Annotated in this window: 12 protein-coding genes; 4 read left to right on the top strand and 8 right to left on the bottom strand. The window is 70.0% G+C overall.

Annotated features, from left to right (window positions below; all coding sequences use genetic code 11):
• Positions 1-9: 9 nt before the first annotated feature.
• Positions 10-495, bottom strand: coding sequence for a hypothetical protein (locus ACFQU4_RS21530; protein WP_377495748.1), 486 nt, complete (start codon positions 493-495; stop codon positions 10-12).
• Positions 495-2534 carry a protease pro-enzyme activation domain-containing protein gene (locus ACFQU4_RS21525; RefSeq protein WP_377495746.1) on the bottom strand — a complete coding sequence of 680 codons (2040 nt, stop codon included), beginning with the start codon at positions 2532-2534 and terminating at the stop codon, positions 495-497. Before ACFQU4_RS21525 ends, ACFQU4_RS21530 begins: the two co-directional genes overlap by 1 nt.
• 47 nt (positions 2535-2581) lie before the next feature.
• On the opposite strand from ACFQU4_RS21525, the gene ACFQU4_RS21520 reads away from it, so the two are divergent.
• The 4 genes from ACFQU4_RS21520 to ACFQU4_RS21505 are packed head-to-tail and all read left to right on the top strand — an operon-like array spanning position 2582 to position 6594.
• Positions 2582-3424, top strand: coding sequence for a 4'-phosphopantetheinyl transferase family protein (locus ACFQU4_RS21520; protein WP_377495744.1), 843 nt, complete (start codon positions 2582-2584; stop codon positions 3422-3424).
• Complete coding sequence (locus tag ACFQU4_RS21515) at positions 3421-4131, top strand: TVP38/TMEM64 family protein (protein ID WP_377495742.1); 711 nt, start codon at positions 3421-3423, stop codon at positions 4129-4131. Before ACFQU4_RS21520 ends, ACFQU4_RS21515 begins: the two co-directional genes overlap by 4 nt.
• 39 nt (positions 4132-4170) lie before the next feature.
• Complete coding sequence (locus ACFQU4_RS21510; RefSeq protein ID WP_377495740.1) at positions 4171-6147, top strand: hypothetical protein; 1977 nt, start codon at positions 4171-4173, stop codon at positions 6145-6147.
• Between the two features lie 36 nt (positions 6148-6183).
• The gene (locus tag ACFQU4_RS21505) at positions 6184-6594 is read left to right on the top strand and encodes a LysM peptidoglycan-binding domain-containing protein (protein WP_377495737.1); all 411 of its coding nucleotides are present in this window, start codon (positions 6184-6186) and stop codon (positions 6592-6594) included.
• Here the strand turns inward: ACFQU4_RS21505 and ACFQU4_RS21500 are convergent.
• The 6 genes from ACFQU4_RS21500 to ACFQU4_RS21475 are packed head-to-tail and all read right to left on the bottom strand — an operon-like array spanning position 6591 to position 11903.
• The gene (locus ACFQU4_RS21500) at positions 6591-7268 is read right to left on the bottom strand and encodes a nucleotidyltransferase domain-containing protein (protein WP_377495735.1); all 678 of its coding nucleotides are present in this window, start codon (positions 7266-7268) and stop codon (positions 6591-6593) included. The genes ACFQU4_RS21505 and ACFQU4_RS21500 overlap by 4 nt on opposite strands.
• A gap of 45 nt (positions 7269-7313) precedes the next feature.
• Positions 7314-8867 carry a beta-N-acetylhexosaminidase gene (locus tag ACFQU4_RS21495; RefSeq protein WP_377495733.1) on the bottom strand — a complete coding sequence of 518 codons (1554 nt, stop codon included), beginning with the start codon at positions 8865-8867 and terminating at the stop codon, positions 7314-7316.
• Between the two features lie 33 nt (positions 8868-8900).
• Positions 8901-9311 carry a VOC family protein gene (locus ACFQU4_RS21490; protein ID WP_377495731.1) on the bottom strand — a complete coding sequence of 137 codons (411 nt, stop codon included), beginning with the start codon at positions 9309-9311 and terminating at the stop codon, positions 8901-8903.
• A 24-nt stretch (positions 9312-9335) separates the two neighbouring features.
• Complete coding sequence (locus ACFQU4_RS21485) at positions 9336-10139, bottom strand: ABC transporter permease (RefSeq protein WP_377495729.1); 804 nt, start codon at positions 10137-10139, stop codon at positions 9336-9338.
• Positions 10132-10929, bottom strand: a complete 798-nt coding sequence (locus tag ACFQU4_RS21480; RefSeq protein WP_377495727.1) for an ABC transporter permease — start codon at positions 10927-10929, stop codon at positions 10132-10134. The genes ACFQU4_RS21485 and ACFQU4_RS21480 overlap by 8 nt, the downstream gene beginning before the upstream one ends.
• Positions 10926-11903 carry an ATP-binding cassette domain-containing protein gene (locus ACFQU4_RS21475; protein ID WP_377495725.1) on the bottom strand — a complete coding sequence of 326 codons (978 nt, stop codon included), beginning with the start codon at positions 11901-11903 and terminating at the stop codon, positions 10926-10928. The genes ACFQU4_RS21480 and ACFQU4_RS21475 overlap by 4 nt, the downstream gene beginning before the upstream one ends.
• Between the last annotated feature and the right edge of the window lie 91 nt (positions 11904-11994).

The following is an 11994-nucleotide window of genomic DNA, read 5'->3' as shown; positions in this document are numbered from 1 at the left end:
GGGAGTTGATCACTCCAGCACCGTCGTCGGTCCCCAGACACTCGCCGCGGCGATGAACTCCGCATCCACCCCCGGGTGCTCCGGCTGTGGCGGCGGATCGTGCTGTGGTCGATCCGGCGTCTCCTGCGGAGCTTCTTCGGCGTCGGCGGCGGCAGCAGCCGCGAGCCAGGCGGCGCCGAGCATGGCCTCCGCGATCGCGGCCAGCTCCGCCGGCTCGGTCGGTGGAGTGGCCAGCGCGCTGCCGAGGGCACGGGTGAAGCGCCCGAACGCCTCGTCGACCCGAGGCCGTACCTGATCACTGCTGAGCTGCCGGCGCAGCATCCCCCGATAGCTCTCGAACGCGGGCCGGGCCAGCGGTGCCAGGGCCTGATCGGCCAGCGTCGCGTACTGCTGAAAGGCAACGGCGAGCTGGTTCCGGGCCTGATCATCGGCGAGTGCGGCGGAGACCCGCTCCACGAACGCGGCATAGGCCACGGTGACGTCCTCGGCGGCCATCAGGACCGACCAGGCGCGGACAGCGCGGGCGCGGCGACGGCCGCGACGTTGATCATGCTGGAACCGAGGTAGTTCAAGGCGTTGGTGTCCAACTCCGTCGCCGGCTGGTCCCGCCAGAACGCCTTGACCGCGCCGACGTAGTCGAGATAGGCGGCGTTCACCTCGTGCCGGTAGGTGGTCAGCGCGGACTCCCAACCGGACTCCGGTCCGGTCGCCCCCAACCGGCGCCAGGCCTCGAACGCCTCGGTCAGACAGCTCAGGTAGCTGTCCCGATAGGCGCCGAACGGCCCGTCGGACGCCGGCTGCGTGGGCTGGTTCGTCGGCGAATCAACCGGCGGCGGTCCCTCCGGCCGGTTGCCCTCGGGCTGAGCCTGCGGCTGCGGAAGGGAACGGAACAGCCACTGCAGTGCCGCCAGCAGGGTGACCCCGTCGGGGCTGCCGACCCCGGTGCAGGCGTCCCAGCCCGGACCGGCCGGATAGGCACCGTTGTTGCCGATCGTGATGTCGCGCAGCACGGGGTAGGGGAGGAACCGGTAGATCAGCGGATTGACGAACCCCAGCTTGCGGCCGAGGGCTTGGTTGAGTCTGGTGATCAAGGAGGCCCACATCGGCGAGGTCGCGCTGGTGCCGCCGACCACGGCGAGACTCTGGCCGTCCAGCGTGATGATCACGACGCCGGTCTCCGGGTCGGCGATCCCGGCGACGTCCGGGATGCCGCGCCCGCTGCGGCGATCGGGGTTCGCCGACGGCGGGACCCCGGCGTGGCGCTGGTAGGCCGGCACCGGGAAGAACCGGCTGACCCCGCCGCCGGTCGCGCTGCCGGGTCCGTTGTTCCAGACCAGCTCGCGCAGGATCGTCCCGTACGGTGCGGTGACCTCGGTGCCGCCGCAGCCGAGCACGTACGGGCTGGAGGCGGGGAAGTCGGCGTGCGCGGCACCGTCACCGGCCTGATCCCGGGACCCGTCGTCCCCGGACGCGCAGCAGATCGTGATCCCGCGGGCCGCCGCCGCCCGGAACGCCTCGTTGACCTTGGCGATCGCGCTCGCGGTCCAGGCACTCCGCGGATCGTCCTCCGGGTTGCCGTAGCTGATCGAGATCACGCTCGGCCGGTTCACGGTGTCGGTGATGATCGCGTTGATCGCGTCCACCCAGCCCTGCTCGGTGAAGCGGGTCCAGTACATGATGATCTTGGCCTTGGGCGCGCAGCCGCCGACCATCTGGACGTCCAGCATCACCTCGCCGCTGGTGTCGAACGGGTCGCTGCCGTCGTCACTGCCGGGGTCGTTGCCCTGACCATGCACGACGATGTCGGTCAGCTCGGGCGCCGGCAGCCCCAGGACCTGCTCGAAGTAGACCTTCAGCGCGGCGGCCGAATAGCCGCCGTGGCTGAACTCCTCGTTGAAGTTCAAGATCGCGACGCACTGGCCGGTGCCGTCGGTGCCGGGCGGGAAGCGGTAGAGGTTCGCCACCGTGGGCGGAAGGTACGTGTTCGGCGGGAGTCCGCCGGCCCGGGCGGTCGGCAGCCCGATCCCGGCCGGGGTCTGCCGGCTCCGCCGCAGCCGCGGCCCGCCGACCTTGCGGTCGTCCAGACCGAACACCGACTCGACGACGTCGAACACGTCGTCGGGCACGTTGACCGGGCCGACCCGGCCGCGGAACGTCTCGCCGCTGCGGTGGTAGCGCCGCAACTGGACGCCAAACGCGCTCTGCATCGTCGCGGCGTCGCCCTCCAGGGTCACGCTGCGCTTCAGGGCGCTGCTCTCGACGACGGTGAGCCCCGCCTCCTCGGCGAACCGGATCACCTGATCAAGGTCGGCCTGATCCGCTCCGTACGCGGCCGCGAACTCCTCGTCGGTCATCACCGGTGTCGGCAGGCCGGCCGGATCGTCCGGCTCGGGAAGATCAGGGTGATCAGGACGCGGCCGGACGTAGACGGTGACCGACAGCTGTTCCTGCGGATCGACCTCCTCGCCGGCTTCCGCTCCGGCCGGCGCGAAACGCTCGGTCAGCGGTAGTGGGATCATGCGTTTCCGACTCATCGTTGGTGCCCCCCAAACACGGCCCGCGGATCGTCTTTGCATCCGTCGTGGCGCCCCCTCATGGTCTACTCAGCACGCAGGTCGCAGTCAAGGGGACTTTCGGCCCTTACATTTCCGGCATTCTCCGACCAAGGATGACTGAGCCCGGGCCATTGTCGGAAGAAAGTGCTGTGGACGATCTGCAGACCACGGTTTATGCGGCCGAACTCGGCTGGCTGTCGCCGGTCCATCGGACCTGGCTGGACGAGGTGGAACAGGGGCGGCTCGCGGGGTTGCGCCGGGCCTCGGACCGGGACCGCTTCGTGCTCGGAACCGCCTTGCTGAGATGCGTGATCGGCGACCTGATGGGTGGTGGCCCGAAGTTGATCAAGCTGGATCGCCGGTGCCTGCGGTGCGGGGCGCCGCATGGTGCGCCAAAGGTGATCGGCCTCCCCGGGACTGTCTCGGTGACCCATTCGGGAAACCGCGTTCTGGTGGCGATCAGCGAGAATTCCCGGGTCGGGGTCGACGTCGAGAAGATGATCACTCGAGATATCGGCGAATTCGCTGACCTGGTCTTTTCGGCGGAGGAGAATTCCGATGTGTCCGCGCCCGAATTCTATGTCGCGTGGACGCGGAAAGAGGCCGTACTGAAAGCGACCGGCGACGGGCTGACCCGGTCGATGGCCGAGGTCGTGCTCGGTCCGGTGACCGAACGACCGCGACTGCGCCGGCTGGCCGGCCGCCCTGGTTGGTCGGGCGCGATTGCCGACCTCGAGGTCGGCGCCGGGTACGCGGCGGCGGTGGCCTGTCTTCGGCCGGTGTCCTTCGGTTCGGGAACCGAGCCGCGGCTGCGCGTCGACCTGGCCGGTCCGGACCGGGTCCGGTCGCTGCTGGGCGGCCGATCATGATCACGGGGGTGGTGCGGCGGGCGGCGATGCGTCATCCGTACCTGATCATGATCGGCGGGATGATCGTGATCTTCCTGGCCCTGTTCGCCGTCGTCGAGGCGTCCGGGATCCCGGTGCTGACCGATCCGCAGCCGATTCGGGGCCTGGGCCGCGGGCTCGTCGGCCTGGCCGGTGTCGGGCTGCTGGTCGCGGACGTCCTGCTGCCGGTGCCGTCCAGCGGGATCATGATCATGAACGGTGCCGTGTACGGTCCGGTCGCCGGAGCCGCGCTGTCCATGATCGGTGGCACCGGCGCGACGCTGACCGGCTACCTGATCGGCCGGCGCAGCCGGCGGCTGGTCGGACGGCTGACCAGCGCCGAGCAGCGGGCCCGGGCGAACCGGCTGCTCGACCGCTACGGGCTCTGGCTGGTGATCGTCACCCGGCCGGTCCCGATCCTGGCCGAGACCGTCGCCCTGATGGCGGGGACGGGCGCGGCCCGCTGGTGGCAGGTGACCGGGGCCGGGGCGATCGGCACCGTCGTGCCGGCGATCGCGTACGCGCTGGTCGGGGCCTCGGCCGGCACCGTCGTGGCCGGCATCGTGATCTTCCTGCTGGTGCTGCTGCTGGCCACGGTGGCGTGGCTCGTGCAGTGGCTGGTCCGCCGCCGCACCGGTGGCCGCGCGGTCGGTGAACCACCTCTCGACCCGCCCGAGGGAGGCCGCTAAGGTCGTCGCCATTCGGGTCCGTGATCATGGGGAGTGACGATGGCCGGGTCGGTCGAGGATCTCGGTTCGCCGCTGCGGACGGTGCTCGTGCACGAGGGCGGGTTCGGGCCCGGGCCGGACGGCCGGCTGCTGGCGTACGCGGTGCTGCAGGGCGACAACGCCGGGCTCAACGTGCTGGACGCGGCGACCGGCGAGCGGCTGGCCGTGCACCCGCTGCCCGGCGCGACCGGCGGCTGGGGGATCACCGTGACCGATGCGGGCACCGTCTATCTGGGCTCCTACTACAACGGTCACCTCTATCGCTACCGGCCGGAACGGGACGACCTGACCGACCTGGGCCAGCCGGTCGAGGGCGACGGCTACCTGTGGGGGCTGAGCCACGGCCCGGACGGCGCGGTCTACGGCGGTACGTATCCGACCGCGTCCGTCTTCGCGTTCGATCCGGCGACCGAGACGTTCCGTACCCTCGGCCGGTTCGCCGCGGAGAACACCCAGTACGCCCGGTCCACGGCGTTCGACCCGGCGACCGGAACCCTCTTCGTCGGGACCGGCATGGGCGCCGCCCGGCTCCACGCGATCGACGTCGCGACCGGACGGCACCGGGAGGTCATGCTGCCCGAGGACCTGGCGGACCGGCCGTTCGTCGACCTGCGCTGCGTCGACGGCAAGGTGTTCGCCGCCCTTGACTACGCGGCGCTGGTCGTGCTCGACGCGGTGACGGGGGAGCGGCTCGCGCTGCAGGACGCCGGCACCGGAGAGCAGGTCGCGACCGCCGGACTGTCCAGCCACAGCGTCTCCGAGGCTCTGGACGGCCGGGTCTATTTCAGTGCTCCCGAGGGCGACCGGCAGCGCTTGATGTGGCTGGACCTGGCGACGCTGACGTACGGGCCGGTCCCGGTGCAGCCGGAGGCCCCGGAACTGCCCGGCGCGGCGATCGGGCTCGGGCTGCTGCCGGACGGGTCCGGCGTGGTCGCCTGGGCCGGGCAGCACACCGGGCAGGCGATCAGGTACGACCTCGCCGGCGAGCGGCTGTCCATGATCGACTACGACGTACGGGCGGTGCCGGCCCACATGCTGCACCTGGTGGCGGCGCCGGACCGGGAGTTGATCTTCCTCAGCGCGGGCCAGCAGGGCGACTTCGGCAGCTACGACCCGGCGACCCGGGTGGCGGTCAAGGGGCCGCGGTATGAGCAGGTGGAGGGTTGGCTCTGGCTGGACGGACTGCTCTACTCCGGTACGTATCCGTACGGGATCGTGCAGGTCTGGGACCCGGCGAAACCCGAGCAACCGCCCCGGGTGCTGGCCCGGCTCAAGGAAGATCATCATCAGAACCGGCCGATGACCCTGACCAGCGACGGCAATTGCTTGTTCGTGGGGACGACGCCCGGCTACGCCGAGTTCGGCGGCGCGATCACGGTGATCGACCTGCGCACCGAGGAGTTCCGGGTGCACCGGAACGTGATCATGGACCAGACGATCTCGGCCCTGCTGGCCGAGCCGGGCCGTCCGGTGCTCGGCGGCTCCAGCGTCGACGGCGGCACCGGGACCGATCCGCGGGACGGGGAGGCACACCTGTTCCGGTTCGATCCGGCGACCGCGACCGTGATCACCGACGTCGTCCCGGTCCCGGGCGCGCGCAGCGTGAACGCCTTGATCAAACTCGCCTCCGGTGATCACTGGGGCCTCGCCGACGGCACCGCCTTCCGGTTCGACCCGGACACGCTGGCGATCACCCGTACCGTCGAGCTCTACGACCCGGCCCTGAAGTCCGGCGCCCTGGACGGCGAGCTGATCGAGCACCCCGACGGCCTGCTCTACGCCTCCAGCCGGCACCAGGTGTTCGCCTTCGACCCCGCCGCCGGATCGGCTGCCGAGCTGATCGCCGACGGCGTTCATCGCCTCACCTGCACCGCCTCCGGCGCCCTCTACGGCCTGGGCCAGGCCCCCGACTCCTCCGGCGCCTACACCCGCCTCCTCGCCCTTCACCGAGGCGGCCGCGAACCCGGGCCGGACTAGAATCCGGCCTGGTCAAGCTGTGGAACGAGGTCGCGCATGCCAACGCATCGGGTTGATAGGGCCGACGACCTCTGGTCACTGGCCGACCGGTACTACGGTGATCGATCGGCCTGGCGGCTGATCCTCGAGGCGAATCGCGGCGTGCTTCGGGACGAGAACACCCCACTGAGGCCGGGTCTGTTGTTGATCATCCCGCTGAACGCCGAGGATGCCGCCGGCTGGTCGGACGTCACCGACGACGAGTACGGGGTCGAGCGCGAGCAGCGGATCAACGTCGAAGCCGATCCGTACGAAGAACTCCTGCGGTTGGGTTTCATCGACGAGGACGTCCGCAAGCCGGGCGCTGACCGTCGTCAGCGGCTCAAGCTGTGGGGCGCCCTCATCGCCTCGGCCTTGTTGTTGATCATCCTGCTGCTGTGCGGCGCTGTGGCCTTGTTTCAGGGTTAGCCGGGTGCCGCAGCGGCGCGCAGGGCGAGGGTGCGCAGCCAGGGGTGGGCGGGGTTCAGGGACCGCAGCGTCTGCTCGAGCCAAGCTCGGGCGGACGGGTCGAGCAGGGGCAGCACGGAGAGGAAGTCGGCTCCGTCCTTGATCCGCGGATCGTCGTCCCCGATCCCGAGCGCCTTGTAGAGCAGGACCTGCTCGGGGCGCAGGTACGGGATCCCCGAGCCGGTGACCTCGATCGTCTCGTCCCAGGACCGGGTGATCTCCGGATGGCCGGCCAGCTCCCAGACGCCGGAATCGGCGACCCGCATGACATCCAGGATGAACTTGCCCGTGGTCTCATCGCGGCCGAACGTCTGCTGGTACTTGTCGAACGCAGCTCCGGCCGTCGCCAGCGGCCACTGTCCCTCGGCTCCCGTGACATAGAAGGTGAGCTCGGGGAGCCGGTCCTTGATCACGGCGAAGGAACCTCGCGGCACGATGATCTCCAGATCCGAGTGCTCGCGATGGACGACGCCGGTGAACAGGTCCAGGGCCCAGCCACCGACGACGCACCATCGACAGTCGACGTCCCGCAACTTGGCTGCGAGCACGCCGGGCGTCCAGGACTCCCAGTTGCCCGGCCACCAGGGCAGCTGGATGGCCTCGGGCAGCGCTTCGGTCTCCGCTGATCGCTCCACGGAGTGGAGACTACTCTTTCGAAAGAGTTCTTTCTAGAGTTTCGATCAGGAGCGATGGGCGTCCGGGCGGCGCAGGTGGCCGGTGCCGCCCTGCTGCCAGGGCAGCGGGCCGGACTCGGGGCGGTAGTTCACGCCGAGGGCGTCCAGGCGTTCCAGGTGTCCGGCCAGTCGCTCGGAGAACTCGTCCCAGCTGCGGCCTTCGGGATCGGACCAGGCGATCTCGGCGTGGGCGCAGGCGCGGGGGTAGAGCATGTACTCGACGCGCTGCAGGGTCGGCATGTATTCGGTCCAGACCTGGCACTGGGTGCCCAGAATTCGATCATGGAGTTCGGCCGGGATGCCGTCGGTCGGCTCGAGGCTGTGCACCCGTTCGGTGGTGACCAGGCCGCCGATGGCGTACTGCTCGGTCTCCGCCTCGCTCGGGTAGTAGTCGAAGTACGTGTGCGAGGTCGGGGCCATGATCACCTGGCCGCCGCCGCGGGCCGCGGTGACTCCGTAGCTCGCGTCCCGCCAGGCCATCGTGACGGCGCCGTCCAGCAGACCCTCGTCGTTGATCTCGTCCCAGCCGACCAGCTGCCGGCCGCGCTCGGCGAGCCAGTCGCGGAGCTGCTCGGTGAACCAGCGCTGCAGGTGCTCGGCACTCGGCAGGCCGCGGTCGGCGGCCAGCTGCTCCGCCGCCGGGTTGCCGATCCACTCCGTCCGCGGGCATTCGTCGCCGCCGACGTGGACGTACCGGCTGGGGAAGATCTCCAGCAGTTCCGTGTAGAGGTCGAAGACGACCGCGAGCGCGTCGTCGGTCAGGTTGAGCACCTCGGGGAAGACGCCGAAGGTGGTCGCGGCCTGGTAGCCGGTCTCGGGATGGTTGCCCAGTTCCGGGTACGCGGCGAGCAGGGCGAGGACGTGCCCGGGGAACTCGATCTCGGGCACGATCGTGATGCCGCGCTGCTCGGCGTACCGGACCAGGCTGCGCAGTTGATCTTGGGTGTAGTAGCCGCCGTGCGGCGTACCGTCACCATGATCATCGAGATGGCGCCGGGTCTCGGTCCGCCAACTGGCGAGCTCCTGCAGCTTTGGATACTTCGTCGACTCGAACCGCCAGCCCTGGTCCTCGGTCAGGTGCAGGTGGAAGGTGTTGTACTTGTGCAGCGCGAGCAGGTCGACGAACCGGAACAGCTCGGGCAGCGGTCGGAAGTGCCGGCCGACGTCGAGCATCACGCCACGCCAGCCGAACCGCGGCCGGTCCTCGATCGTCACGCAGTCCACCGCCAGCTCAGCCTCGGTCGGCGCCGGCCGGAGCACCGAGGCCGGCAGCAGCTGCCGCAGCGTCTGGATCGCCCAGTTCACCCCGCGGTCGTCCGCCGCGCTGATCGTGATCTTGTCCGGCCGCACCTCGAGCCGGTACGACTCCGGCGGCAGGTCGGCCTCGACGATGGCCAGCTTCCCGTCGTCGGCCGGCAACAGGTCGAACCCGGTGCCGGGGCCGAGCAGCCGGCGGGCGATCGCGGCCCAGGCCGGCGGTGCGGCGATCCGCAGGTCGTGATCAAGAACGAAGGTGCCGGATTCGACGCTCACCGACGTCGGGCGGGGTAGCAGATTCACCGGCCCAGCGTACGACCGGCGAGCGGCATGCGCTCAGGAACCCGCGTGGGCGGCCAGATAGGCCTCGCGCTCGGCATCGCTGAGCAGGATGCAGAACTCGTTGCCCTCCGGGTCGGCCAGCACCATCCAACCGGTGCCGTCCGGCTTGCGCAGATCGGTCACCTCGGTGGCGCCGAGCGCGAGCACCCGTTTGATCTCCTCGGCCTGGCTGCGGTCGGTCGGCCGAAGATCGAAATGGATCCGGTTCTTCACCGACTTCGCCTCCGGCACCTCGATGAACAGCACCTGCACCGTACGGTCGGGCGACATGATCAGGCACTCGTCGTGGTCGGGCGCGTTGGGATCGTCAGGATCCTCGGTGTAGCCGAGCAGGTCGGCCCACCAGACCGACTGGGCATAGGCGTCGCGGGCGTCGATCGACGTGTGCGAGATGCGGCAGGTCATGCGCCGGAGTGTGCCATACCGGGATCAGCTTCCGGGACTGGAATAGTGCCGCGACTCGGCCGTGAAGGCTGCGATCGCCAGGCCGAACAGGATCAGCCCGATCAGCGGCGACGCCCAGCCGAGCGCGGTCGGGAACCACAGCTGGTCTGCCCGGCCGAGCAGTACGGCGGCCGGTGCCCAGGCGACGAAGGCGAGCGGAACGATCATGGTGAAGAAGACGGCACCGCCGAGCCCGAAGATGTGCAGCGGGAAGTTGCCGTAGGTGCCGAGCAGGTTGTCGATCATGCCGATCAGCGACTCGGTGTTGCGGAGCCGGAAGGCCAGGGCACCGCGCAGGGTCTGCAGGGCGGCCTCGATCAGCCCGCCGCCGACAACGGACAGCGCGCAGAAGGCGACCGTGGCCGGGGTCCACGTGATCCCGGCCTGGCTGATCGCGTAGCCGAGCACGACGGCGGCGATGATCACGTCCCCGACCTGCTGCAGGTTGAACCGCCGCGTCAGCAGTTGCAGGAACGGCGACGCCGGCCGAAGCAGGAACCGGTCGAACTCGCCCGTGTGCACCACGGTGTCGGCGTCGATGACCTGCCGGAACCCGAAGGCGTAGACGGCGTGCGCCGCCATCCGCAGGCCGACCAGGAAGATGATCTCGGCCGGCTGCCAGCCACCAATCGCGCCGAAGGCGTTCAGGATGACGCCGATGAAGAGCAGCTGGGCGGCCTGGTACGCGGCGCCGCCGATCAACGACTGAAGCAGGTTGCCGCGGTACTCCAACTCGGACAACAGCGCCAGCCGGATCAGGATCCGGAACTGTCGGACCAGGTCAACCACCGTTGATCACCACCTTGCGCAAGGCCTGCCGCCGGACCAGGAGCAGGATTCCGGTCAGGACGATCAGCCAGCCGACCTGGGCGAGCAGGGTGGTGCCGACCGGCCGGTCGTCGCCGAACCAGAGCTGCAGCGGCGCGAAGATCAGCAGCGGGAACGGCAACCACTGCAGGACTCCGGTCAGGGCCGCCGGCATGAACCAGAGCGGGACCAGTGCGCCCGAGCTGAAGCCGGCGACGGTCCGGTAGATGTAGAAGGCACCCCGGGTGTCCGTGGTCCAGAAGCTCACCATCGAGACGGTCAGGTTGGCGATCATGGCCAGCGCCAGGCCGAGCAGAGCGCTCGGTACGAAGGCCACCAGCTGGACCGGTCCGGCCGGCGGCTGGATCCCGCCGAGGGCGGCGCCGAGCAAGATCACCACGAGTAGCCCGGGCAGCGCTCCGGCGGTCGCGCCGAGGGTCGTCGCCAGATTCTGCGTGACGATCCCGACCGGCCGGATGACGTCGGTGGCGATGGTGCCCAGCCGGACCCGTTCCGCAAGGGTGGACAGCCGGAACGGCAACGCCAGGTGGGTCAGCGCCAGCGCCAGCACGGCGTAAGCGACCGCCCGGTCGGCGGTCACGCCGGCGACCTGGTCCCGGCCGAGATAGACCACCCGCCACACGGTCACCAGCAAGATCGTCTGCAGCCCGGCGCCGACCGCGCTGGCGATGACATTGGCGCGGAAGAAGAGCGCGTTGGCCGCGCCGAGCCGGAGCAGGGCGATGATCATGCCCGCCGTCGGGCGGGTCACGGCTGGGGCCGTTCACCGTAGAGACGGTGCACCACGTCCTCGAGGTCCGGGTCGACGATCGACAGCTCCTGGACCTCGAACGCAGCGGTGACGGAGGCGATCACCGCCGGAGTTCCCACCTGGTCCGGATCGAAGCGAAGGGTGACCACGCCGTCCCGCTCGCCGGCGCGGACCGCCAGCGGGCTGTCGATCCGGGCCGCGTCGGCCGGGTCGGCGGGAGTGATCAACAGTTCCCGGTACGGCACGTACTGCTTCTTCAGCGCCGCCAGCCCGCCGTCGTACAGGATCCGCCCGCTGTCGATGATCATGACCCGGCGGCAGAGCCGTTCGACGTCGTCCATGTCGTGGGTGGTCAGCATGATGGTGGTCTCGTCGGCCGCATTCGTCTCGGCGATGAACGTACGCAGGGCCGCCTTGGCCACGACGTCGAGCCCGACCGTCGGTTCGTCGAGATAGAGCACCGCGGGCCGGTACAGCATCGCGGCGACCAGGTCGCCGCGCATCCGCTGCCCGAGGGAGAGCGACCGGACCGGGGTCTGCAGGAACTCGCCGATCCCGAGCAGGTCGTCGAAGGTGCGCAGGCGCTGCCGGTAGTCCGCCGCCGGCACCCGGTAGAGGTCCCGGATCGCCTCGAGTGAGTGCCGCAGCGGGAGGTCGTACCAGAGCTGGGTGCGCTGACCGAAGACGACGCCGATGTTGCGGGAGTTCCGCCGCCGGTCGCGGTACGGGACGACGCCGGACACCTGGACCTCGCCGGACGTCGGCACCAGGATGCCGGTGAGCATCTTGATCGTGGTCGACTTCCCGGCGCCGTTCGGGCCCAGATAGCCGATCACCTCGCCGGGCTCGACCTCGAACGAGATGTCGTCGACCGCGCGGACCGCGGCCCTGCCGCCGAACAACGATCGGAAGAAGCCACCCCCGCTCGGCCGGTGGAACTCCTTGACCAGGTTCGTCACCCGTACGGCCGTCACGCTCGCGACCCTAACGTTGCCCGGCCGTGACGGCACGGTGAATATTCGGATCCTGGACGCCGGGACGCGGCGAAGGGCGCCACCCGTGACC

The organism is Microlunatus sp. GCM10028923 (genome assembly GCF_042666975.1).
In the GTDB taxonomy this organism is placed as follows: domain Bacteria; phylum Actinomycetota; class Actinomycetes; order Propionibacteriales; family Propionibacteriaceae; genus Microlunatus.
The sequence above is the reverse complement of the archived record's forward strand: the minus strand, read 5'-3'. Positions and strand labels throughout refer to the sequence as shown.

Coding starts and splice junctions, on each gene's coding strand:
- ACFQU4_RS21515 (WP_377495742.1), top strand. CDS start 3,421: ATGATCACGGGGGTGGTGCGGCGGGCGGCGATGCGTCATCCGTACCTG.
- ACFQU4_RS21505 (WP_377495737.1), top strand. CDS start 6,184: ATGCCAACGCATCGGGTTGATAGGGCCGACGACCTCTGGTCACTGGCC.
- ACFQU4_RS21510 (WP_377495740.1), top strand. CDS start 4,171: ATGGCCGGGTCGGTCGAGGATCTCGGTTCGCCGCTGCGGACGGTGCTC.
- ACFQU4_RS21525 (WP_377495746.1), bottom strand. CDS start 2,534: ATGAGTCGGAAACGCATGATCCCACTACCGCTGACCGAGCGTTTCGCG.
- ACFQU4_RS21490 (WP_377495731.1), bottom strand. CDS start 9,311: ATGACCTGCCGCATCTCGCACACGTCGATCGACGCCCGCGACGCCTAT.
- ACFQU4_RS21530 (WP_377495748.1), bottom strand. CDS start 495: ATGGCCGCCGAGGACGTCACCGTGGCCTATGCCGCGTTCGTGGAGCGG.